The organism is Flammeovirga agarivorans (assembly GCF_012641475.1).
GTDB lineage: Bacteria > Bacteroidota > Bacteroidia > Cytophagales > Flammeovirgaceae > Flammeovirga > Flammeovirga agarivorans.
Window position 1 is genome coordinate 102,504 of record NZ_JABAIL010000004.1, and the last position, 24,411, is coordinate 126,914.

Here is a 24,411-nt window from a genome sequence, read left to right on the forward strand (position 1 = left end):
TCTATCAATTTTTTCTCTATGGAAAAAAATACTTCTAATACATTTATTTTTAGTGGCTCTGCGTCAAGCATTATTAAAGAATGGGAAAGAAATTTTAAAGCCCAAAATGAAGAAGGGTGTCTCAAAATAAGAAATGAAAAATTTAAAGCAGATATCTTTCATGCTAGACTCGTTCGAGGCTTTGATGTTTATCAGAATAATGTGCGTTTTACTGAACAATGCCATTTCAAATATGAAGGATCGAAACTTCATCAATCTTTAGTTATGATTTTTGACTTCAAAGGAAACTTATTCCAACAAATCAATACGAATCAAACTAATTTACATGGTAGTATGATACTGCAAGATGGAAGTTATTCCTTCTCTCTTAATAATGACTTAGACGAAACGTATCAATGGATTTCATTACGAATTTCTTTAGAACTGATTGAAGAAAATTATCCTGCATTAATGAAGCTTTTCGATCTAGTATCAAAACCTGATCAAAGTTGGATTATCTATGAGTTTATGCCATATGAAGTGAAAAGTCTACTCAAAGATTTATATGCAATACCTGAGGGTAAAAGTAATATTTATAAAAAGAGGATTCTATTTTCTAGAATTATTGAATGTATGGGTGTTTTCTATGAAAGATTGTTAGAAAAAAGTCACTTTAAAAGTTATAATCTACATGAAGATGACCTGGAAAAACTTCTAATGATTAAAGATGATATTTTTAGTAGCCTAGAACAGATTCCTAGCATTGATGACCTTTCTGAAAAATACGGTTATTCTAGGTCTAAATTTACTCGTGATTTTAGAAAAGTATATGGTACTTCTGTATATCAATTTCATTTGGATTATAGATTGGAAAAGGCATATGAATTCTTAAAAGAGGGAAATAAAACTATTACGGAAGTTGGTCGAGCAGTAGGCTATATTTCTTTATCAAAGTTTTCTTATGCATTTAAAAGTAAATACAAAGTATCACCTAAGCTGGTGAGGTAATCAATAAATCACAACATAAAAAAAGCTAGTCTGTTCGACTAGCTACTTTTGGTTCTGCTGTAAGGGAAATTCATTTTATCAATGAATCTTTGGTGGTGGTGTTCAGCATAATGTTCACTATAATAAACCTCATACCTCCAATAAAAGTTCAGAACATTTGAAAAAAATACGCATGTAAGGCTTTTAAAGAAAAAGCTATTTTATACGGAACTTTTTTACTCTTCAGGAAAATCATCTAAAGAAGTGATCACTGGCGGTTCATCTTCATGTACATCAACAGCTAATCCATCTTCATGAGATAATGATATTTTTACTTGGTTTTCATTTTCGAAAACAAGGATCATTTCATCATTAGGGTAGAAGTCGTCTTTAATTTTTGTCAGTTTTACATTGACAATTTTTTGATTGAGTACATCCGCCCAAACATCCATTTTTATTACTCTAAAGCTCTTAATGTCAATTTTTCCATTGAATTGCTCTAACAGTTTTGTACGCTCTGTAACGGGATCAAAGCTGACTATTTTAATACCATCACTTTCTTCGCCAGCTGTAAATGTTAGACGAGTTTTATCATCAAACCTAAGTTCCAACCAATCTAAACATTGGAATTCTTCAGACTCATTAGACATATTACTCCAAATATGATAGATGACATCATTGATACTGACACCTACTAAAGATTGAAGTGTTTTGATTTCCTCAGGTTTGAATTTTTGTATTTCTTCCATCTTATAATAATAAAAAAGCACTCTTGAGATACAAATGTACATCAAGAGTGCTATTAATTACTAGAAAATAGTGATTAATAAAAATCAACAGTTACGTTAGGCATCTGTGATTTGAATTGATCTACTTTTTTCTGATTTAATTTCGTTTTGTAGCATTTCAAGGACTTTAGTTTTGGTAGCCCTACTAAATACTTCAAGTTGTTTACGCTAGTATTGTAACATTCGAATGATGTTAAACCTTTCATATTCGTTACATATGATATGTTTTTCACCTTCACAATACCAGAAACTTTTAATTTTTGCATCTTATTTAAACCTCCCAAAGCTGTAAATTTCTCCACCAAAGTATTTGAGATATTTAATGCAGTAAGATTGGTTAAACCTGTAATAGGAGTAATGTCTGAAACAGGTGTATTATCAATAGATAACTCCTCTAAAGATTTAATTCCTGAAATAGGTGATAAATCATTAATTCTTGTAAATGCAATATTCAATTCCTTTAAGTTGAATAGCATTGTTAAAGGAGAAAGGTTTCTAATGCTTTTATGGTTACTTAGATCAATTTCTTGAATAAGGTTGATTTTATGTAACTCAATTTTTGTAGGTTGATCACTCTTGATCTTTGCTTGATCACCGAATACTTTTTTCCAGTCAGCATTTAGACCATCCCACCACATTTGAAGTTTTGCTGTTCTAAAAATCACCAAAGCAGCTGATTCTTTAGAGAAAGCGATAAATGCATTTTCATCACATTGCGTATTGTCTGCTTCAATTAATTTTAAAGAAGAAAGCTTTTTAAGTGGTGTAACTGAGCTTACTGAAGTATTTGAAATATCAATCTTTGATAGCTTATTTGCATTTTCTAAAGCTGATAAATCAGATACGTTAGTACCTCTCAGGTTTAATTTTCTAAGAAGTTTATTGTTTTCTAAAACTGAGATGTCGGTTACCTTTGTTCCTTTTAGATTTAATTCTGAAAGGTTAGGGCAGCTTTTCAATACTTCAATAGATGTGATACCTGTATTCGATGCATCTAACTTTTCTAAGTTGACTAAGAAACTTAATGGTTCTAAAGTCTGAATACCTTCAGTTAGGTGCAAGTCCAATTCTTTGATGTTGGCAATTTGTTGTAATTGCTCTTTCTCAGGCGTTCCTGATAATCCAGCTGTAGCAAGTAACGTTTTTTGCCATACTACAGGTAATCCTTCCCACCATGTTTTCAACTGTCCTGATCCATAGATTACAAGAGTTGAAGGATGTGACCTCATAAAATTTTGAGCTATTGAAGTATTGATTTGAGTACCATCACAATACACTCTTTCAATATTCTCTAATTTACTTAATGGTGATAAATCACTAATGCCAGTATTGTCAGCAGATAATGTTTTTAGTGCTGATGTTGTGGATAAAGCAGTTAATTCAGCTACTTGGGTATCATCAATTGTCAACTGCTCTAAAGCCGTTAAGCCCATTAAAGCATCGATACTTGTAATTTTAGTATTTGATAAATCTAATGATCTAAGTTGCTTAGTTGTGTTTAACGTCGAAATATCTTCTACTTGAGTATCGTTTGCCCATAATACTTTTAGTTGTTCCAGTCCGTAAAGTGCACTGATATCACTAATATTAGTATTGAAAATATAAAGTTCACTAAGGTGTTCGAAATTTTCAACTACGCTAATGTCTTCAACTTGTGTATCATTAATCATTAATACCTCAATATTGGTACAATAAATAAGTGGATGTAATGAGTTGATGCCGGTCATTTCTGAACGTAAAGTTTTCAGATTTGTTAGTGTTCTAATTGGTGATAGATCATTAACACCTGTACCAGAAATATTTAAATCTTCAAGGTTTCTTAGTTTACCAAGAGGGGCTAAAGTCATAATCTCAGGGTTAAGAGAAACATCTAACTCTTTCTTTTGTAAGAAGCCTTCGATATGTTTATAGATACTCTCATCTAATGGAAGTGTACTGTCGTTCTTTGTAATCATCACAGAATCGATGATCGAAAGCACTTCATTTAGAGGTAAACCATTGCTTAAAGTTACCTCATGAGCAGCAATGTCTCTCCAAGTGTCATCCAATTTATTCCACCATAAAGCCATGTCTTCTTTCTGGCTTAATTTAGTGGTGTAGATCGATGCAATTTTCAACTCTTGTTCATCAGGGTTTAAGTTGATTTCAACAAAACGCTCCATTGAATTATCAAGAGTATCATTCATTACAGTGATAGCTTTCAGTTTTCTAGTAAGTTCAACTGTAAAATATAGTTCACCTTCTGTAGTGACACTGTGAGAGATATTTTCAATGATAAATTCAAACTCCGCCTGCTTAAAAAAGAAATCAATATCTTTTAAATAGGCTTGAACATCTTTATTAGACACCACCTGACGGTTTGGATCTAAATCGTCTTCTATTTGGGTTTTATCAGATTCGAAAACTTTAAGGTAAGTTTCGTTTATGATAATCCCTTTTTCTTGGTTAGTATAATCATCTCCAGCGATATCATTTAGCATCCCCTGGAAATACATAACAAGATCTTTAGCTTGGGATTTATACTCTTCTAATTTTTCTGCAGGAATCTCATTTTCTTGAGCCATAGCAGAGGTAGAGAATAGTATACTTAAAAGCAGGTATATGTGATATACTCTTTTCATCACAGATTTATAGTTTGTTCAATTATTTTCTATTTACTTTTCTATAACTACAAACACAAAGTATTATTGTTTGTGTAAAATGTAGTTATACCAAACTTCCTTGTCTTCAGGTTTTAAAGGCATCAGATTGGAAATCATCCAGCCTGAGTTATAAGAATCTCTTTCGAATTGTTCTACAGAGAAGTACCAACCTTCTATTTGTAAGACATGGAATTTTACATTAGAAACCGTCACAAAAGTAAGGTCTCCAGACTTTATTAAGAAGAACAGGATAGACAAGTAATCTACCTCATGTTCGTTTGTAGCATAATCTTCTAGCTCATCAGTGTCTCTAAATGCTCGATGTAAATTCATGAAATCGATTTCATGAGACATAGGATGTAAGAAGTTCTTTTTATCAGAATTGTTGGCAAATAAGCCTTGGATTTGGTTAGAGTAGCAATCAAATAAGGCCCACTTATAACCTAAGCTGTCAGGTTGAAGCTTTAAGTACAATGTGATATTTGTGTTTTTACCTTTGTATAAAAAACGTGATTCCACTTCAGCAAAATAGCCTCCTTGGTGTTTTTCAATAAACTTGGGTGATTTTTTGTTCGTCACATCATCAATGAAATCATTTTTCATCTTTCGAGTGATGCTTTGGTTCTGACCATCGAACAAAATTTCAAGATATTTCTTTCGTTGCGTGGGCTCTCTAAACTTATAAGATCCAGTAGGGTAAGGTTGCCCGTTTACATCCTCCTCATTATTGAATCTTTTGATGAACTGAGTGAATTGCTTTGTTTCAGCATATAACTTAGATTCATCTCCTTTGTAATTTCCAATGGTCTGTCCGTTAGCATCAAAATTGCCAACATAGACCAAAGCGATAATAATGTATATTAACTTCCTCATTAATAAAAAATAAGCTCAATTGATACGAGTATTTGTTGATAATATCGTACCAATTAAGCCATATAATAAGATTTTGATTAACCTTTCTTTGTTTCAGATACTCTGATGTCTCCTAACAATACATCCCAGAATCCGATTTCTCTACCACCGATTTGAGTAGTTTTACGCTCAACATACACAGTAATGTCTTTCTTTGTGATGTCTTTGTAAACCATCCCGTCTTCAGTTACACCCGTAAATTTTTGGTAAATAGTAATTACACCAACATATCTACCATCAGGTTGTTTTTCTAAATCTGAGATATATTGAATATCAAACCACTCAATATTTACAGACTTATAGTTTAATTTATTTAAACGCTCTAAATATTTCTTGATGTCAAAATATCTAATTTGTTTTTTTCCTAAAGTGGAAACACCCATTTGAGCATCTTCAACAAATAGCTCTAAAGCACGCTCAATTACTCTGTTTGCTTCAGAGAATGAAGTCTCTTTATCACCAATTTTGCTAATATATTTACTTAAATCATGTACTTTCTCTAAAGCCAATGAGTCAATTGCAGCCTTACGAGCAGGAGGCATTGGGGGTTCTTCTTTTGGAGCGTCTTGAGCAAATACCTGAAGCCCAATAAGACAGAAAAATAATATGCTTAAATTTTTAATGCTTTTCATAATATCAATAAGTTTCTGTAATGGTTAAACCAATGATTCGACCTTTGGTGTCAAATCCATAAATGTCTTTTGCTTTGATCACTATCGCATTATCTCCCATTTTACTTAATCTGTAAAAATACTTACGTGGAGAATACTCCCTGTCATCACCTCTATTACCTATATAATCGATTTCGATTTTTGCTTTAGGTGAAAAAAGGGATGAAGCATAATCAATCAACCTTCCAATTTCAGCACTAGGTGTTTTACGGTCGGTTAGATCTTGAATGATCTCATTTAACTTGTTTGCTGTTACTTCTTTGGCAGAATTCTGAGCAAATGAGAAAGAACAAGAAAAAATGAACAGGAGTGTTATACAAAGCTTATTAAAAGACATCTTATTGTTTAGTCAAGATTAATTCAGTGATTTTGCCGTTGGCGTCTTTCTTGAATTCTTTGATTTTGTTTGGTTTACCTTGAACGTCTTTTAATTTGTCAAGATATTTCTGAGCTGTAGTCGGTCTGTCGTAATCAACGATATCACCGTCGTTATAAATTTCGATAAGTACAGGTACATCAGGAGACGCAAATAAAGCCATAGCCTCAGTAATCATCAGGTTAGCTTCTTGTGTATTACCAGCTCCAGTAATATTATCCATCAAGTAATAAATATCTCTTTTTTGAGCTTCTTGAGCCTTAGCTTGTGCCGCTTCTTCTTTGGCTTTTTGTTCAGCAGCTAATTTTTCTTCTAATGCTTTACGCGATGAAGCTAAATGAGCTTCAGTTTTAGCAATTAAATCTTTTGCTGTAGCATCTTCTAAATTATATGATTTAATTTCATTCAAACGAGCTTCGTCAGCAGTCAATTCGTCCAATGAAGTATACTCTTTGCTAGCCATAGCTTCCATATCAGCTACTGCTTTTTGTGTTTTTGCTAATAATTCTTGTTGCGCCTTTTCTGCAGCAATTTTCTTTTGACTCTTACAGCCAGTAAAAGAAACAGACATAACTACAGCCATCAATAGGGCAGTGATAATTGATGTTTTGTTCATTTTAGAAATTGTTTTTTGTTCACCATCGCCAACCACATCATCTAGATATATTGTAAGAAGTTGAAGTTAGAAATAGATCAAGATAAACGTTGATTATATTAAATATAAATTTTTTTCAATTTAAGCATATTAGCTAATAACGGAATATAAATAATCATGATTTACAAAAATTAAGACTTAAAAAGACGGATTTTAAATTCATATAACCTAATAATAAAATTTCTCAAACAATTTTGTGTGTATTATGTTTTTCTTTTGAAACTTCAATACTTACATTTGATGTGAATATTTATTCACTTATAAATAATCAAAATATAATGAGCGCTCAATTTTATAATTATACAGCTGAAAACCCTCAAGGAGAAGAAATCTCCATGTCTGATTTTGAAGGAAAAGTTGTGTTGATTGTCAACACTGCTACTCAATGCGGACTAACTCCACAGTTTGATGGTTTAGAAAATCTATATCAAGAATTTAAAGACAAAGAGTTTATTGTTTTAGGTTTTCCATGCAATCAATTTGCTGGTCAGGAGCCATTATCGAATGATGAGATGGTATCAGCTTGTCGTTTAAACCATGGAGTAACTTTCCCATTGTTCAAAAAGATTGATGTAAATGGTGGAGATGCTCACCCTATTTATAAATACCTAAAAGATGTATTGCCGGGTACATTGGTGAATGCTATTAAATGGAATTTCACTAAATTCTTAATCGGTAAAGATGGTAAACCATTGAAGAGGTATTCTCCAACGACAAAACCAGAAAGTATTAAAAAGGATATTGAAAAAGCATTAAATGCTTAGAAAAATCTATTCCTATTTTATGTAGACCCAGTATAATTTAGTTTATGCTGGGTTTTCTGTTTATAATAGAATGTTAAAAAGTTGAGAATGAATTAGTCAACTAATCCAATTCAAGCCCAAGCTTTTGTTGTAATGTTTTTAGAGAAGGGAATTTATTCTGTAGATATGCCAATTTATCTTGACTGTTATAAAGCTTTTTAGGTTCTCCGTCCACACTTTCTTGAACTTGAACTAGTTTAGTAGAAATCTCAATATTGTCATTTTGAAGATCCGTTCTTAGTTGTCTAAGCAATTCTGAACGAACAATATTTAGATGTTCACTTTGCAAGCTATTTGTAATGTGCACTAAAACATTCATCTGACTATCTAAAGAGATTTCAGATTCATCCAACAGAATTGAAGCAAATTTACTTTTACCGTTTGTTCTGTAACGATCAGCAAAAGATTTCCAAACCTTTTGAGCTTGTTCTAACGTAAAGGTTTTACCTGTTTTTAACGTAGACTCTTGCTTTTTGTTTGAGGTCGCTCTTCCATAAGCAGGAGGAGGTGGTGGTATTGCCCCTTGAGTTGCAGAAGCAGTAGGCATAGCAACAGCAGGTTGTTCTGCAGCCTTAATATCTTTAGCTTGTTTAGATAGGACACTTTTAAGCTGTTCTAAATTGCCAGATATTTGAGTTGTTTGCTGAACCTGTATTTTATTTTTCTCTTGTTCGAGATGGGCCACCATAGATTTAGGCTGAGTTGAAGTAGTGGCTTTTTCGGGAGTTTTTTTAGCAAGTTTAGCTTGCTTAGCCCGCAACTCAGCTAGTCTTTTTTTTTTATTTCAATTTGAGCAAGTTGAATAGCTCTGTTGATGTGAGACATCTTCATAAGTGCTAATTCAACATGTAGTCTTTGGTTTTTACTTTCCTTGTATTTAACATCACATTCACTTCCAAGATTAAGGGCAGTCATGATAAAAGACTGAGGAACCTCTTTTGCTTGTAGGCTATAGCGTTGTTTTACATTATCGGAAACATCTAAAAGCTCAATTGTTACTTCATCTTTACAAACAAGAATGTTTCTAAAGTGTTCACAAAGACCATTGATAAAGTTATGACCATCAAATCCTTTTCTTAGAATCTCATCAAATAAAAGCAGTGCCTGAGAAGCTTCACCTTTATTTAGGTAATCAGTTAACTTGAAATAATAGTCATAATCAAGGATATGTAAATTTTCAACAGTGGTTTGATAATCTACATGTTTATTATTGGAGAATGTACCGATCATATCAAACATAGAAAGTGCATCTCTCATACCACCATCTGCCTTTTGAGCGATCAGGTGAAGAGCGTCTTCGTCTGTTTTGATACCTTCTTGATCAGCAATATTCTGTAATTGCTTAACAATATCTTTGATGCCAATTCTATTGAAATCGAAAATCTGACATCTTGATAATATTGTAGGGAGGATTTTATGTTTTTCAGTAGTTGCCAAAATAAAGATGGCATAGCTAGGTGGCTCTTCTAATGTTTTAAGGAAGGCATTGAAGGCTGCAGTGGATAACATGTGCACCTCATCAATAATATATACCTTCTTTTTGCCAGGTTGAGGGGCATAGCGTACTTGCTCGATTAAGTTCCTAATATCCTCCACAGAGTTATTAGATGCAGCATCCAGCTCGACAATATTTAAAGAAGAGTTTTGATTAAAACTTGTACATGAAGCACATTCGTTACAAGGATCACCAGATTCTGTTAAGTTATCACAGTTAATGGTTTTTGCTAAGATTCTTGCATTTGTTGTTTTACCTACACCTCGAGGTCCACAAAAAAGAAATGCTTGTGCAAGATGATTACTCATCACAGCATTTTTTAATGTGTTTGTGATATGCTCTTGACCAACAACGGTTTGGAATGTATTCGGACGGTACTTACGTGCCGAAACAACAAAATTATCCATGTACTCTACTTATCGTTTCAATAAAATCCATAGCAAAGTTAAAAAAAATGAGATCGTTTGAAACAGTTGAACCAATATTTATTTGCAAATCAAGTATAACAATTTGATGAATTTGTTATGTGACAATACTTTAAATCCTTATTTAATAGTACTTTTCTTATAACTTATATGATGAATTTAGAAATGATAAAAAATATTTGTAAATTTGTATCATAACGATCGGTTCTTTTCACTAGAATGAACTGAACAAGTAAATTGACAATCTGATATCGAAAATACGAATAGTAAACTGAGTTATCTTACAACCTTCCAACTAATAACAAAATAACAAACATTTTACTATACTGAATATATAAGACAAACTTTCAACTAAACAGATCGCACATTATAAAAATGTTGCGATCTTTTTTTTTATACACTATTTTCAAGATAAATTCCGGTCTACATTACAATCAGAATACCTTGAGCAAAACAAAAATCTTATTGCCTTTAGTTGGATTTAAAGTTCAGAAACACTTATCTATTGAAGGTCAGTTGCTAAACTTCCGAACAGGATTATTGGATCTCTCTAAAAAGCCAGAGAGCTTCAGACGACATGTTTCAAGGTTATGGAAATTATACAGGCATAATCATAACCAAGAACAGAAAATTTACGGAAGAATAAGAGAAGAATCTTTTGAAGTAAATTTAGATGAGAATGGTTTTTTTAGGGTAGAGTATGACCTAATAAACGATTACACAGACCAGGAATTAGATAAATACTTAAAGTTTTATTTCGATAAATCTTGTATAGAAGAGATAAAAGTACCAAGTATCACTAAAGAATCTGTTCACAATATTTCCAATACAAAGTACATGGTGATTTCAGATGTAGATGATACAGTATTGATCACCCATGCCACTTCTTTCTTGAAAAGAATCCCTCAAACTTTGGTAAGACATGCTTTCAAAAGGAAAGAGGTTTCAGAGATGAGTAAGTTTTACAGGGAAATGAAAAACCAAGGGGCAGGCTTTTTTTATGTATCGAATAGTGAAATGAATCTATATTGGATCATAAAGCTATTTCTTGAAACTAGGAAGTTTCCATTAGGGCCTATTTACCTAAGGTATCATAAAAATTGGAGAGACTTTTTATTAAGCAATAGGACGGAAGGAACTGATCAAAAGAAAAATATTCATAAGATCAATAGGATATCATATTTAATAGAAAAATTCCCGTCTCATAAGTTTTTATTAATAGGAGATAGTGGACAAAAAGATCCTTATACTTACGAAGAAGTGGCTAAACTTTATCCTCAGAATATATCCGGTGTAATGATTAGAGATGTTTCAAAAGGAAAAAGGGATGCTGAGATGCTTCAAATTAAAGAACAATTGAAAAGGATGAATATACCTTTCCATATCTTTCATGACCCTAAAGAAGCAATAAGAATAGAAAAGAGATGGTACAATAGAAGAGTAGTAAAACAACTCACTCGATTATAAAGAAATTATTGATAAGTGATTGACACAACAAAGTCTTCATGTAAATAAATTTTACTCGAGTATTGATGTGCTTTACCTTGTACAGTATTGATTTCAATACCTTCAATTTCATTATTTAAGCCAAATAGACTTTTGATCTGAGATTTAAATTCAATGTTTAGTTGTCCAAAGGCTTTATAGGCAGCTTCCTTTAATGTCCATATGACTGTCGCATTCTGTGGATTTCCATCAATGGTTGATTGAGCAAACTTTAGCTCATCAGGGTTGGCAAATCTTGAAATCAATCTTAACACCTTTGGAGTGACCATTTCTATATCGATACCTATAAAATCTTTTGGAATTAAGGATATCATGGCACATGCAAAATGTCGAGAGTGTGAGATAGAAATGGAATATTCGGAATTGACTAGAAATGGTTTTCCATTTTCGTTTTTATGAATTCCATGGTACTCAAGATCCAGTTGACCTAGCAAATGGGTAAGGGCTGCTCTTCCAGAAATACTTTGTCTTCTGACTTTGTCATTTTTAATATGTGCAAAAGTGCTAGCCTCCTCTTTCGCTAAATCTAAGAGTTCCATTTCGGTTTCTTTGATCTCCCAAAGTACCCAAAATATATGGTCACTAACTTTTTCAAATCTGATACAACCCATACTGCAAATATACTTGAGATTATTTTTCCTACATAAAATTCCTAAGAGGATTGAATGAATGGATCATAATAGAGAATGTTTTTTTAAGGGGAGCATTGATTACAATTTCATTTTTATTCTCATCTTTGTTGTAACAAATTTTTAGGAGATGCAAAGACAAGTATTAGAAGTAAATAAACTAGCTCAATTTGGTGGTCATAAAGATGGACTATACAGTTTAGTACATTTTAATGATAATGGTATATTTTATACTGCAGGTGCTGATGGATTTGTAGTAGAATGGGATATCAAAAACCCTGATCAAGGGAAAATGATTGCTAAGGTACCCAACACCGTATATTCAATGTGTCCTCTAATAGAGGAGAACCAGTTAATCATTGGTCAAAATACAGATGGTATTCATCATATTGATTTAAAAAGCGGAAAGGAAATACGCTCTTTAAAACTAACAGATAAAGCTGTTTTTGCCATCAAGAGATTAGAAGATGATGTCTTTGTAGGAACAGGTGATGGTTGGGTTTACATCGTTTCTTTACACTCTTGGAATGTAAGAGCCAAAGTAAAAGTGTCTGAAGAGTCTGTTCGATCATTAGCCGTAGATCCTTCTAGAAGAATTTTTTGGGCAGGGTCAAGTGATGCAACAATACGAGGATATAATATTGAAAACTGTGATGAAGTAAGAGAGCTTATTGGCCACGAAAACTCAGTGTTTAGCCTTACTGTATCTCCAGATTATCAGTTTTTACTAAGTGGTAGTAGAGATGCTCACCTGAGAGTATGGAACTTAGATGGTTTCATAGAAACTCAACATGATATCGTCGCTCATATGTACACAATTAATGATATCGTTTTTAGAAAGGACGGTAGGTATTTTGTAACATGTAGTAAGGATAAATCTATAAAAGTTTGGCGAACGGAAGATTTCCGACTTTTAAAAGTAATTGATAAAGCAAGACATGCTGGCCATGGTACTTCGGTAAATAGATTGGCTTGGATTGGAGAAAATACAGTCATCTCCGTTTCAGATGATCATTCCGCCTCTGCTTGGACAATCGATGGCTTATAAAAAGAAAGAGCGTTAAAATTATCTTTAACGCTCTTTTTTGTTTTATAGATCTAAGTTCATTCTTACACCCGCTCTAAACCATCTTCCTGGTTGTGGGATGTTTCCAATATCATGGTACTGAACATCGAATATGTTAGATGCTTCTGCGTAGAAATACATCATTTTATTGTCATAGCTAATACGAAGGTCTACGGTTGTAAATGGATCATATGCTTGTTCATAGCCGTCACCATTTGGATCATAAACAGTGTAAGAACCATTTCTATCTTGGTAAACAATTTGCCAATCAGCTTTTAGGTTCTTGATAAATAATCCATGTTGTAATCCAAAAGTAAGTTTATGATTCAGTTGATCTAAAACATAATTTGAAGCCAAGCTGTCAGGAGCACTCTGGTCTGCAGTCATCCAGATATAAGACATTCTAATGTTCTTTAAGAAGGCCTCTTCATGCAATAGAGTTCTGAAGTCCAATGCAGCATTTGCAGTAATACCCGTAGTAGTTAAACTTGTTAGGTTTTGTGCTTGCCAAGGCTCGTTTGGATCTGTTCTTACCCAATCAATGATATTAGAGCCATATCTTCTGAAAGCCGAGACACTACCACTAAATCCTTTTTTGTCGATTTTTGAACCAATTTCATAAGTAACAGCTCTTTCTTCTTTAAGTGAGTCATTACCAATATTGGTAGGTCCTGCATAATATAAATCTGTATAAGTTGGGATTCTCATAGCTGTATTTACAGTACCGAATAGACGAACTGAGTTTGACAACTGGTAAGAGATGTCTGCACCTGGGAAAACATCAAATCCATCGCTAGATTCTGCAAGTTGTGTATTGTAATTAAACATTAGGCCAGCAGAAGCAGTGAATTTTCCTAAAACGATATTATGCTCAAGGAATAATGAATAATTAAATCGTTCTTTTCCATGAGTATATGCTGTATTGTCTACTCCATTAATTGGAATAGGGTTATTCAGTTCTTCACCTAATACATTACTTTTGATTCCTTCATATCTTGCATCAAAACCAATTGAAGTCTTACCAAATTTAGAAGGAATGATAGAGTTGACATTAACTCCAGCAGCATCCATTTGATGGTAATTATGGTGTGTGTACCACTCTGCAGGGTTATCTCTAAATAGTTCGTATCTATCATAAGTTCTGTTCCAGTAAATAGTTGGACTAATCTTGATATCACCATTATTGGTAAATTTCAATGAACCATGATACAATTTGTTTCTTTCGTATTGATTGGGATAGGCAGGAGTATAAAATGAATTGGCTCCGAATCCTTTATCTGACATACCTGCAGTAAGATCGAATGTACCACCTTTTACATCATAGCTACCATGGTAGAAAAATGTTACATCTTCAAAGTCTGTATTGTCAATATAACCGTCACTCTTTTTGTAAGATCCAGTAACTAGATGTCTTGTTTTTTCGGTAGAAAGGTTAACGCGACCAGTATATTTTTGTAAACCATAATCCCCAAACATCATATGGGCATATAGGTTATCTTTATCTAACGGTTTTGTCTGTACATTAACGGCACCAGTAAATGCATTTGCACCAAAAACTCTCGATGCGGGGCCTTCCAATACTTCTACAGCATAAGCAGCCTCCAAATCAACAGGTAAGAATAAATTCAAATGTCCTGTTTGAGGGTTGTTCATATTTATGCCATTTAATAAAATCAGTGATTGATCAAAAGAACCACCTCTAATATTGACATCACCTTGGACACCCAGAGGACCTCTAGATCTCATGTCCACACCTGCGACGTAACCTAAGACTTGGTCAAAGCTTTGAACGGGCATTTCTTGGATACTTTCGGCATCAATAAAAGTGATTATTCTTGCTTGATCTGAATATACCTGAGGAACACGACCAGAGTTTACCGTAACTTCTTCTAAATAATATTCAGACATTTCGGTAGAGTCTTTTACCGAGTTTTGAGCATACATAAAAGACGACAACAGACAGAAAAGTGTTGTCATTAAAGTAGTAGAGATTTTCATCTTAAATAGAATAGGAATATAAGTTTGTAAGCGATTAGAATAGTGTTTTCCCTGTGAAATGAACAAACTGGGAATAGTATACAATGGAAGAGTCAATAATGAATGAATGGGTGATCGTGATCTTTTAAAAAACCGATTACCTGATTCTTCTTCATCGATATCTTCAATTAACTCCAATAGTAGCGGATCATCGTCAAGCGAATCATCATAAGTTCTATGATAATGAATTGATGTATTGTCTACAATAGGAGCTTTTCTTTGAAAGTCGATATCAAGAATACATATTTTAACCTCCTTACTTAGTGTTTTGAAGGCTCCATAGCTTTTTCTTGACCAACGTTTGAAAAATACCATATTGCTAAAAAATTAGATTTTGTTTAGCACAAAGTAAATCAAAGTAATTGTAAATAAAAGGTAACGAAAGTCAATGGAGAAGGAGATTTAGATTAATAAAAAAAGTCCTCTAACCGATGAAGATTAGAGGACTTTCATTTCGAATTACTTATGGAATTTATTGATGTAGATATCAATGATATTATCCAATAAGAAAACTTTCTCTTTTATGGTTTCTGTAGTGATTGTTGATCCATCACTATTAGTTTGAATACTATTGATTTGTAGATTTTTGAAATTTACTCCTTGTCTATTTTCAAAAAGATCTTGAATGTCACTCACTATATCCTTGAAATTTGCTCTACGGATATTGCTGAACAGTACACCTTCATCGAATTGTAACTGATTCATCATTTTGTAGCTTTGCTCAGTGGCATTTGTTTTAAATGCATCTTCTAGGATAACTGCTGTTTTTACTCTAAAAGTACTTAAACTTTCAGAAAGATTTGCATTCTGATCATTATCCTGACCCAATGCAGTGCACCACACAAAAAGGAGTGCAAGGATTGAAAATAGATGTTTCATAGATTAGGTAATATTTTTTGTTACGTTGTTTCAGTTTTGATACACAAAGGTACAAAAATGCGTTTACATAATACCTTGACTTCTAACTTATTTAATTTAATTAGGCTTTGTTTTCATAGTTCTTGGAGAGAAAAAATAATATATTAGCAGAAATCATTTAATACCATAATAAAATATGATCGTAGTCACTGGTGGCTCTAAAGGTATAGGTAGAGCTATAATTGATAAATTCGCCGAGGATAAAAAAAATATTGTTGTTTGTGCTCGTAATCTTGATGCTTTAGCACAGGTGAAGTCTGAAGTTGAAGAGAAATATGGAGTAAAAGTATATACTTTCTCAGCTGACGTTTCCAAAAAAGAGGAATGCACTTCTTTTATCAAGTTTGTTAAAGATATTGATGAAACTGTAGAGGTTCTTGTTAACAATGCAGGAGTGTTTGTACCAGGTTCTATTCATGATGAAGAGGAAGGAGCATTTGAGATGATGATGCAAACCAATATGTATTCGACCTATTATATCACAAGAGGATTAATTGGTGATATGATCGAGAAGAAACATGGTTATATCTTTAATATTGCTTCCGTAGCTTCTTTTATGGCGTATACAAACGGAGGTTCTTACGCTATCTCTAAACATGCGATGCTAGGTTTTTCTAAATGTTTGAGAGAGGAAATGAAACCTCACAATATTAAAGTTACTTCTGTGATGCCAGGTGCAACTTATACAGCAAGTTGGGCAGGGGTAGATCTTCCAGAAGACAGGTTTATGAAATCGAAAGATATTGCAGACTTGGTTTTCACAGCTTATAAATTATCTGATAGTGCTTGTGTAGAAGACTTAATTGTCCGACCACAATTAGGAGATATTTAATAAAAAAGGATGACTGCAAACGACAGTCATCCTTTTTTTAACTATGTTTTAATCCATAAGGGGTTTCACATTCTAATATGAAATGCATTCCCAAAGGAGCTATTCTTATTTCTTCACCGCTTTTTGAAGTTTCTACAAGACGTTTCATCAATAAATTCTCCAAAATTATTTCTATATCAATTCCTGAGCAGTTTAATGCTTTGTGAGCCCATTGTTCAATACCTTTAGTTTTGATCCAAATCCTAGAGGTTTCATACTCTATAAATGAAACCTTCTTTAAATAATGAAGAATTTCAACTTCTTCTAATGAAGCGTCTCTTAAAATTTTTACTAAAGTAAGGTGTTGGTTACAGGGATTGTCGAAAGTGACTGCATTGGCGAATAGTATGGCCCAACGTTGTTGTTGCTTTGGTATACTTTCCAAGCCACTATCTGTAATAAAGGCATAAATCGTTTTTAGTGGAATCTTTCGAACTGCAATAGAATTATTGACCAAAAACTTTCTAGCCATTGATATAATTGTATGCGAATTTAATTGCTGCCAATTATCAAAGGTAAAATTGTTTGTCTGTGTAGTATCAGCGACATGTTCTAAAAATTGGTAATTATCTTGAACACTCATATAAGCGGGATTGGAATACTTAGTTTTTTTAAATAATCAAATATAAAGCACAGTTACTTCATTTCTTTTTTGAACGACAATTTTCCTTTTGAAAAGAGATAAAAGTCGAAAATGATCTATTCTGTTTCAGACAATAAATCCTCCCAATCTTCTTCTTTAGTTTCTATGTAACTGCTGATCTTTAAAAGAGCAACTTCTGCTGTACATAATCCAAATGGAGAAACCCATCTTTTTTGGTGGTATTTGAAGGTAAGTGGGTGGTAGAAGAATTGTCTTCTGTCATTATCCCAGAAAGTCATGATCATCCAATGGATATTACCGTTTTTAAGGGATAACCACTTATAATTTGGATGTCTAGACGCGTTACCCATTACTTCAACAGTATCAAATTCTAGATTCGAGTTATTCAAAACTTCTTGGAAGTCATCGATTGCTTGAGTAATTCGCACATCTATTATCTGTAGATATGTGAAGTACGCATTTATTAAAGTACTTATTTCTTCTGGGTCTTTGGTAGTAATTTCTTTAGTAAGACCAGATTCCATTTTAAAAATATGAGGCTTCACCACAAATTGGTCTTGTACTGGGTCATAAATCACAACCATTTGATGATATTGGCCAATTGGGAAAGAGCCATATATTGGTGCTTCGACAGCTTGAGTAAAGTCAAACATATCATGCCACATGCTAGTAAAGAAATTCTGTTCTTCAGCGACATGTCCTTTTACTAAGCAGGTTTTATTAATGTCTTCAACAATATCCTCAAGAGCGTGTAAGGTTTTGTATCTTTTAGTTAATTTAAGATCAATATTTTTCCAATCTTCCCATTCTTTTTTCCAGTTAAAAGCCTGAACGTTAGGGAGTCTTAGCTTGTAATCAAAGCAAGAAGGTTGGTCTAATGTATACCCTGGATAATACCAATCTTTTTTATTTTCTAATGCCCATTTCATTTCTAAAAGCATAGAAATAAACCCTAAACCTTCTTGTTTAAAGTTATGGTCATACATGGCCATTAAACTGGCAATAGACTGTTCACCTACATCAAAATAACTAGCAGCTATCAATTTATTATCTTGATAGAAGCTTATTTGCATAGTTTCAAAAGGAAGTAGACCTAAATCTTCCTCATCATCCACCCCAAAGTATTGTAGAAGGGATTTGTTCTCTTCATCAAAACGTTCTTTTCTGTATTCTGAATATAGGGTTTCATGCTCCTCTGTAATATTTAGAGGAGTAATCTCTACCTGAAACTTTCTTAGAGATTGATTGATCTTTTTTCTTTGTGATTTTGAGAACATACCTGATTGAACCTCACAACGAAGAGGAAGTACTCCTTGCATTTTATCATCAAAGTACATCATTTCGTAAGAAGCCATATTTAGGTTATGTCTAAAATAACCTTGAGCTAAAAGTCTATCGATTTCAACTGGCGTTAGTTCATCATCATTAGGAGAAACAATACCAAATGTTATATCATAATACATTGTAAGAAATTAACTTAGAAAACACTTTAATTGTTCCCTGCAATTTCTTCCAGACAAGAGTTGGTGTAAGGTTTGTCGTTTGTAAGGAAGCTGCTGTTACTAAGAAAAAAAGTTTTTCATAAGATCCAAAAAAAGGAGAGTACAATTGACTCTCCTTTATTTTATCTTCTTAATCAAAAGAGAATTATTTTCCCCACTCTGAAGGAGAAACTCTCCATGATTTTAATGAATCAATATCTTCAGATTGAATGTAGTCTTGCTCTAAAGCTAATTCTAACATTGCATCGTAATTAGAAAGAGTAACTAAAGGAATACCTGCTTCCTTAAAGTTGTTGACAGATAAATCAAAACCATAAGTAAAGATGGCAGCCATACCTAAAACTTCAATACCAGCTTCTTGTAATGCTGCTGCTGCTTTTAATGAAGATCCACCTGTAGAAATCAAATCTTCAATAACCACAACCTTGGCACCTTCTTTTAATTCACCTTCAATCATATTTGTCATCCCATGTCCTTTAGGCTTAGAACGTACATAAGCGAAAGGAAGACCTAATGCATCAGCAATCAATGCACCTTGAGGGATACCCGCTGTTGCTACACCAACAATAGCTTCAGCATCAGAGAACTGCTCTTGGATTTTAGCACAAAGAGCATGTTTGATATAAGTTCTTGCTTGTGGATATGACAAAGACAGTCTATTGTCACAATAAATTGGCGATTTCCAACCAGATGCCCATGTGAAAGGATCATTTGGACGGATTTTGATCGCGTTGATTTCCAATAAAAGTGATGCTACTTTTTTTGCAATTGTGTTTTCCATTCTCTTGTACTAAAGTGAAAATTTAGAAGTGTAGGAACGATATCCCATTAAATCTTTGCAAAAATAAGATATCATTTGATAAAATAAATTTTGATATTTGATTTCTGATAAAATAATTGTCAACATTTCATGAGAGAGGGCTTCTTACAGATATTAAATAAATTTTGGGGGTATAATGAATTTAGACCTTTACAAGAAGAAATAATCAGTAGTGCATACTTAGGAAAAGACACTTTGGCACTTCTACCAACAGGTGGAGGAAAGTCGATTTGTTTTCAAGTTCCAGGAATTGCAAGGAAAGGAGTATGTATTGTGATTACACCTCTAATTGCCTTGATGAAAGATCAAGTTGAACAATTAAATAAAAGAGGAATCCCTGCGAAGGCTCTTTATTCAGGTTTAAATAAAAGAGAAATTGATATTCTTCTAGAGAATGTTGTACAAGGGAGTGTTAAGTTTCTTTATGTCTCTCCTGAAAGGTTAAGAACGAAGATATTCTTAGATAGAATTCCTCGAATGAAAATAGGTCTTCTTGTTGTGGATGAAGCTCATTGTATTTCACAATGGGGACATGATTTTAGACCTCAATATTTAAAAATTGGAGAGTTAAGAGAGCAATTAAAAGATGTGCCTTGTATGGCACTCACAGCAACTGCTACAGAAAAAGCACAAAAAGATATCATAGAACACCTTCAGTTCAGTGAGAAATATAACTTTTTTAGAGGAAGCTTTAATCGACCAAATTTATCTTTTTCTGTTTTTCATGAAGTAGATATGCAAGTAAAACTTCTCAAAGTTTTAAGAGGGGTTGAAGGGAGTGCTATTGTTTATGTCAGGACTAGGAAAATGGCAAAAGAAGTGACGCAATTGCTGTTAAGTAATAACATTAATGCTGACTTCTACCATGGTGGCTTGCTCACTGAACAAAGAGAAGTGAAACAGAATTCTTGGATTAATGGGCATACAAGAGTAATTGTAGCAACTAATGCATTTGGTATGGGTATCGATAAGTCAGATGTCCGTCTGGTAGTGAATATGGGCTCTCCGGAGAACTTGGAAGCATATTATCAAGAAGCCGGAAGAGCGGGAAGAGACGGTGAAAAAGCTTATGCAGTACTTTTAGTCCGAAATGACCAAAAAAGAAGAATTTTAGAATGGGTAGAACAAAGACACCCAAATGATAAATTTTTAAGAAAAGTATATCAACACTTAGGAAACCTCTATCGATTAGCAGTAGGAAGTGGAGAAATGTCTTCTTTTGATTTCTATTTGAAGCCTTTTATTCAGAAATATGAATTGCCACCACAAGAAACTTACTATGCATTAAAAAGGCTTGAAGAACAAGGTATTATCCTATTCAATGAAAGTGTTTTTCATGATCCGACGATCATGATTAAAGTCTCAGCAGAAGACTTCTACGCTTACTTAATTCGCCATCCTCATCACGAGTTACTGATGAAAGGAGTATTGCGAATGTATGGTGGAGAATTATATAACTCTTTTGTAAAAATTGATGAGAAGGATATTGCAATGACGAATGGTATTCCATTAGATAAAGTCACCTTTTACCTTCAAGAATTACATAAACTTGACTTAATAAACTATCAACCTAAAAAAGATAAACCACAAATCACTTTTGTCTTACCTAGACATTTACCAGAAAGGTTACCAATAGATAGAAAATTACTGTCTCAACGAAAACAGCAGGATTTTTCAAGGGCAAAAGCCATGATTCATTTTATCGATAATAAGAAGAAATGTAGGAGTATTAGTATTAGAGAGTACTTTGGAGATTATGAAGGAGAAAACTGTGGAATTTGTGATAACTGCTTAGCAAAGAAGAAAGCACAAGTGTGGGAGGAGAAAGTAGAAAATATGGAAAAGTCTATTCTTGATGTAATTAAAGAAGAGCCTTTATCATTACATGAATTGGAAAATGTTTTAATGCCAGTAGACTTGTCTGGTTTTACAAATACATTAAGTGAATTGTTTGAAAGAGGAAAGTTGAAATGGAATAACGAAAAGAAAATCAGTTGTTTATAAAAAAAAGAAAGCACCCAAATATTTAGGTGCTCTCTCCTCGACAATTTCATTAACTACAACAATCTTTCTAATTATAATAACGAATGACTGTTAATATGGTTACAAAAAGATTGAAGTTTTTTAAAAATTATTTGTTAATGAGTGCCTTGTTTATACTTTTTACTAGTGCAGGTCCTTCATAAATAAAGCCTGTATAGACTTGGACTAATTTTGCACCAGCTTCAATTTTTTCTAAAGCATCCTCTGCAGAATGTATTCCACCAACACCGATGATATCAAGGGTTTTACCCGATTTTTCAAATAAATATTTGATCACTTCTGTAGATCTGTCTTTTACAGGTTTACCAGATAATCCACCCATACCGATGTTTTCAACAGTAGATTTTGGAGTTGATAAACCATCTCTACTAATTGTTGTATTTGTGGCAATAACACCATCAATTTTAGTTTCTTGAACTACCTCAAGGATATCATCCAATTGCTCATTTGTTAAATCTGGAGCAATCTTTAATAGGATAGGTTTAGGGTTTGACTTCTGAGAATTCAATTCCTTTAATCTTCCTAATAAAGCTTTTAATGGTTCTTTATCTTGTAAAGCTCTTAAATTTGGAGTATTTGGAGAAGAGATATTTACTGTAAAATAGTCTACATGATCAAAAAGAGCATGGAATCCTTTTTCATAATCAGAAACAGCTTCTTCATTTGGGGTAACCTTATTTTTACCAATGTTACCACCCACAATTACTTTTGATTTTCTGTTTTTCAGACGCTCAACTGCAGCTTCAACACCTTCGTTGTTGAAACCCATTCTATTGATAAGTCCTTGATCTGGAGGAAGTCTGAAGATTCTAGGCTTGTCATTACCCGGTTGAGATACAGGTGTTAGTGTTCCAATTTCAATGAAACCAAAACCAAAACACTCAAACTCGTCAATCATTTTTGCATCCTTGTCGAAACCAGCTGCCAATCCAACAGGAGAAGGAAATTTGATACCAAATACTTCTCTTTCCAATTTTGGATCACTCACTTTGTACATTCCTTTCGCAATAGACTTTGCCATAGGAAGTGAGAACATGGTTTTTAAATAATTTACTGTGAAGTGGTGGATCTTTTCAGGATCAACCTTAAACAAGAACGGCCTTACTACCGATTTGTAGAAACTCATGTTGACGAATTAAATTATTGCACACTACACCTCGTATGGTGTATTTAAACTGCACAAAGGTAAAGTAAAAAATATCAGATAAAAAGTATTCAAATTGTAATTCCAAAAAAGTGATGTATCTGTCTAAAAATGAGCTTTTTAAATAATTTATTGAAGTGGGTATTTTTGAATAGGGACTTTATACAAGTTTTATATGGGAATTCATATCGTTATCAAGTTTTAATAATTGGGTGTTCTTTTCGTTGATTTTTGATCGAAAGAAACTATTTACGACCTTTGCAATCTTATTTATAACATTGAATAATTAGCATGAGTAATACCTTAAATTTACCAGATATAGATTTAGATGATTATCAATATGATTTGCCTACAGAACGTATAGCAAAACATCCTCAATCTCCTAGAGATGAATCTAAACTGATGGTTTATAAACAAGGAGAGATCGAACATAAGGTCTTTAAAGAAATCGTTGGAGAGTTAGATAATCAGTATACTTTGTTTTTTAATAATACAAAGGTATTACCAGCAAGATTATATTTTAAGAAGGAAACAGGAGCACAAATAGAAGTATTCCTTTTAAATCCGGTTGCACCAACAACTGATATTTCTGCGGCAATGTTAGCAGAAAGCGGTACTGTTTGGGAATGTGCAATTGGTAATTTCAAACGTTGGAAAGGGCAAACATTAGATGCTGCAGTTCAAACTGATAAAGGTGTAGTGAAATTGTCAGTTTCTCATGAAGATCGTGAGAAGAGGTATGTACGCTTTGAATGGGATCAACCAAAATTAAAGTTTGTAGATATTATATCTGCAGCGGGCAATACACCATTGCCTCCATATATAAAAAGAGCAGCTACTGAAGAAGATAAGGATACATACCAAACGGTATATTCTAAGAATGAAGGGGCTGTAGCAGCACCAACTGCTGGTTTACACTTTACTAAAGAAGTGTTGCAACAATTAGCAGATAAAGGTATTCAGGAAGAAGAGGTGACATTGCATGTTAGTGCAGGTACTTTTAAACCAATTACTTCTGATAAAGTGACAGATCATGATATGCACAACGAGCAGATTATTGTTACTAAGGAGAATGTTGAAGCTTTAGTAAATGCTGAAAAGGTTGCATGTGTTGGTACTACTTCGATGAGAACTTTAGAGAGTACTTATTGGTATGGGGTGAGGTTGATTGAAGAGGGGAATGATGTTTCTTTTGATATCAAGAAATTAGAGCCTTATGAAAAAATGGCTGCCTCAGATAATTTGCCGACAAGAAAAGAAGCATTTCAAGCGGTATTAAATATGATGGAAAAGAAGGGATTGGAGAATATCCATGGAGAAACATCAATTTTTATCATGCCTTCTTATCAGTTTAGAGTGATTGATGCATTAGTGACCAATTTCCATTTGCCATCAACCACTTTAGTACTTCTAATTGCCGCTTTTATTGGTGAGGATTGGAGAAAAGTATATAACGCAGCATTAGACAATGATTATCGTTTCCTTAGTTATGGAGATTCTTCATTACTTTTCAGAAATAAAGATAATTATTAAGAAAT

The 24,411-nt window shown here is 33.3% G+C and carries 22 protein-coding genes; 7 read left to right on the forward strand and 15 right to left on the reverse strand.

The genetic code is table 11. The features are described 5' to 3' along the window. The first annotated feature begins 18 nt into the window (after nt 1-18). Entirely contained in the window at nt 19-987 is a 969-nt protein-coding gene (locus HGP29_RS13405; protein ID WP_168882939.1) for a helix-turn-helix domain-containing protein, read from the forward strand. Between the two features lie 215 nt (nt 988-1,202). On the opposite strand, the gene HGP29_RS13410 is transcribed toward HGP29_RS13405, so the two are convergent. The 6 genes from HGP29_RS13410 to HGP29_RS13435 all read right to left on the reverse strand — a co-directional run bounded on the left by HGP29_RS13410 (nt 1,203) and on the right by HGP29_RS13435 (nt 6,971). Next, entirely contained in the window at nt 1,203-1,715 is a 513-nt protein-coding gene (locus HGP29_RS13410; RefSeq protein WP_168882940.1) for a hypothetical protein, read from the reverse strand. Between the two features lie 74 nt (nt 1,716-1,789). Beyond that, nucleotides 1,790-4,375, reverse strand: coding sequence for a leucine-rich repeat domain-containing protein (locus HGP29_RS13415; protein ID WP_168882941.1), 2,586 nt, complete (start codon nt 4,373-4,375; stop codon nt 1,790-1,792). 63 nt (nt 4,376-4,438) lie between these two features. Next, nucleotides 4,439-5,269 (reverse strand): hypothetical protein, encoded by an 831-nt coding sequence (locus HGP29_RS13420; RefSeq protein WP_168882942.1) that lies wholly within the window; start codon nt 5,267-5,269, stop codon nt 4,439-4,441. Nucleotides 5,270-5,346: 77 nt separating this feature from the next. Then, the gene (locus HGP29_RS13425) at nt 5,347-5,940 is read right to left on the reverse strand and encodes a hypothetical protein (protein ID WP_394354071.1); all 594 of its coding nucleotides are present in this window, start codon (nt 5,938-5,940) and stop codon (nt 5,347-5,349) included. Nucleotides 5,941-5,944: 4 nt separating this feature from the next. Next, nucleotides 5,945-6,316 (reverse strand): hypothetical protein, encoded by a 372-nt coding sequence (locus HGP29_RS13430; protein WP_168882943.1) that lies wholly within the window; start codon nt 6,314-6,316, stop codon nt 5,945-5,947. Between the two features lies 1 nt (nt 6,317). Beyond that, nucleotides 6,318-6,971: a hypothetical protein gene (locus HGP29_RS13435; RefSeq protein ID WP_168882944.1), complete on the reverse strand. Its 654-nt coding sequence runs from the start codon at nt 6,969-6,971 to the stop codon at nt 6,318-6,320. Nucleotides 6,972-7,288: 317 nt separating this feature from the next. Here HGP29_RS13435 and HGP29_RS13440 point away from each other — a divergent pair, with 317 nt between their 5' ends. Beyond that, complete coding sequence (locus HGP29_RS13440; protein ID WP_168882945.1) at nt 7,289-7,774, forward strand: glutathione peroxidase; 486 nt, start codon at nt 7,289-7,291, stop codon at nt 7,772-7,774. A 100-nt stretch (nt 7,775-7,874) separates the two neighbouring features. On the opposite strand, the gene HGP29_RS13445 is transcribed toward HGP29_RS13440, so the two are convergent. Together HGP29_RS13445 and HGP29_RS13450 are read right to left on the reverse strand one after the other, a co-directional pair. Further along, nucleotides 7,875-8,573: a hypothetical protein gene (locus HGP29_RS13445; protein ID WP_168882946.1), complete on the reverse strand. Its 699-nt coding sequence runs from the start codon at nt 8,571-8,573 to the stop codon at nt 7,875-7,877. 5 nt (nt 8,574-8,578) lie between these two features. Continuing rightward, nucleotides 8,579-9,715 carry a DNA polymerase III subunit gamma/tau gene (locus HGP29_RS13450; RefSeq protein WP_168882947.1) on the reverse strand — a complete coding sequence of 379 codons (1,137 nt, stop codon included), beginning with the start codon at nt 9,713-9,715 and terminating at the stop codon, nt 8,579-8,581. Nucleotides 9,716-10,177: 462 nt separating this feature from the next. Between HGP29_RS13450 and HGP29_RS13455 the strand changes: the two genes are divergently transcribed. Further along, nucleotides 10,178-11,200 carry a phosphatase domain-containing protein gene (locus HGP29_RS13455; RefSeq protein ID WP_168882948.1) on the forward strand — a complete coding sequence of 341 codons (1,023 nt, stop codon included), beginning with the start codon at nt 10,178-10,180 and terminating at the stop codon, nt 11,198-11,200. Between the two features lie 5 nt (nt 11,201-11,205). Here the strand turns inward: HGP29_RS13455 and HGP29_RS13460 are convergent, their stop codons facing one another. After that, on the reverse strand, nt 11,206-11,778 hold the full coding sequence (locus HGP29_RS13460; RefSeq protein ID WP_168882949.1) for a 4'-phosphopantetheinyl transferase family protein: 573 nt from the start codon (nt 11,776-11,778) through the stop codon (nt 11,206-11,208). A gap of 220 nt (nt 11,779-11,998) precedes the next feature. Between HGP29_RS13460 and HGP29_RS13465 the strand changes: the two genes are divergently transcribed. Further along, nucleotides 11,999-12,916: a WD40 repeat domain-containing protein gene (locus HGP29_RS13465; protein ID WP_168882950.1), complete on the forward strand. Its 918-nt coding sequence runs from the start codon at nt 11,999-12,001 to the stop codon at nt 12,914-12,916. A 42-nt stretch (nt 12,917-12,958) separates the two neighbouring features. On the opposite strand, the gene HGP29_RS13470 is transcribed toward HGP29_RS13465, so the two are convergent. Next, the gene (locus HGP29_RS13470) at nt 12,959-15,286 is read right to left on the reverse strand and encodes a TonB-dependent receptor plug domain-containing protein (protein ID WP_168882951.1); all 2,328 of its coding nucleotides are present in this window, start codon (nt 15,284-15,286) and stop codon (nt 12,959-12,961) included. A gap of 144 nt (nt 15,287-15,430) precedes the next feature. Beyond that, nucleotides 15,431-15,850, reverse strand: a complete 420-nt coding sequence (locus HGP29_RS13475) for a hypothetical protein (protein WP_168882952.1) — start codon at nt 15,848-15,850, stop codon at nt 15,431-15,433. 175 nt (nt 15,851-16,025) lie between these two features. On the opposite strand from HGP29_RS13475, the gene HGP29_RS13480 reads away from it, so the two are divergent. Continuing rightward, nucleotides 16,026-16,721 (forward strand): SDR family oxidoreductase, encoded by a 696-nt coding sequence (locus tag HGP29_RS13480; RefSeq protein WP_168882953.1) that lies wholly within the window; start codon nt 16,026-16,028, stop codon nt 16,719-16,721. A 37-nt stretch (nt 16,722-16,758) separates the two neighbouring features. Here HGP29_RS13480 and HGP29_RS13485 read toward each other — a convergent pair whose 3' ends face one another. From HGP29_RS13485 to pyrE, 3 genes are all read right to left on the reverse strand, one after another. Then, nucleotides 16,759-17,343, reverse strand: coding sequence for a hypothetical protein (locus HGP29_RS13485; RefSeq protein WP_168882954.1), 585 nt, complete (start codon nt 17,341-17,343; stop codon nt 16,759-16,761). Nucleotides 17,344-17,459: 116 nt separating this feature from the next. Beyond that, complete coding sequence (locus tag HGP29_RS13490) at nt 17,460-18,827, reverse strand: hypothetical protein (protein ID WP_168882955.1); 1,368 nt, start codon at nt 18,825-18,827, stop codon at nt 17,460-17,462. Between the two features lie 184 nt (nt 18,828-19,011). After that, nucleotides 19,012-19,647 carry an orotate phosphoribosyltransferase gene (gene pyrE, locus HGP29_RS13495; RefSeq protein ID WP_211093289.1) on the reverse strand — a complete coding sequence of 212 codons (636 nt, stop codon included), beginning with the start codon at nt 19,645-19,647 and terminating at the stop codon, nt 19,012-19,014. Between the two features lie 129 nt (nt 19,648-19,776). Here pyrE and HGP29_RS13500 point away from each other — a divergent pair, with 129 nt between their 5' ends. Further along, nucleotides 19,777-21,690: a RecQ family ATP-dependent DNA helicase gene (locus tag HGP29_RS13500; protein WP_168882956.1), complete on the forward strand. Its 1,914-nt coding sequence runs from the start codon at nt 19,777-19,779 to the stop codon at nt 21,688-21,690. A 127-nt stretch (nt 21,691-21,817) separates the two neighbouring features. On the opposite strand, the gene HGP29_RS13505 is transcribed toward HGP29_RS13500, so the two are convergent. Continuing rightward, entirely contained in the window at nt 21,818-22,855 is a 1,038-nt protein-coding gene (locus HGP29_RS13505; RefSeq protein ID WP_168882957.1) for a quinone-dependent dihydroorotate dehydrogenase, read from the reverse strand. Nucleotides 22,856-23,164: 309 nt separating this feature from the next. Between HGP29_RS13505 and HGP29_RS13510 the strand changes: the two genes are divergently transcribed. Beyond that, nucleotides 23,165-24,406, forward strand: a complete 1,242-nt coding sequence (locus HGP29_RS13510) for an S-adenosylmethionine:tRNA ribosyltransferase-isomerase (protein ID WP_168882958.1) — start codon at nt 23,165-23,167, stop codon at nt 24,404-24,406. Nucleotides 24,407-24,411 lie beyond the last annotated feature (5 nt).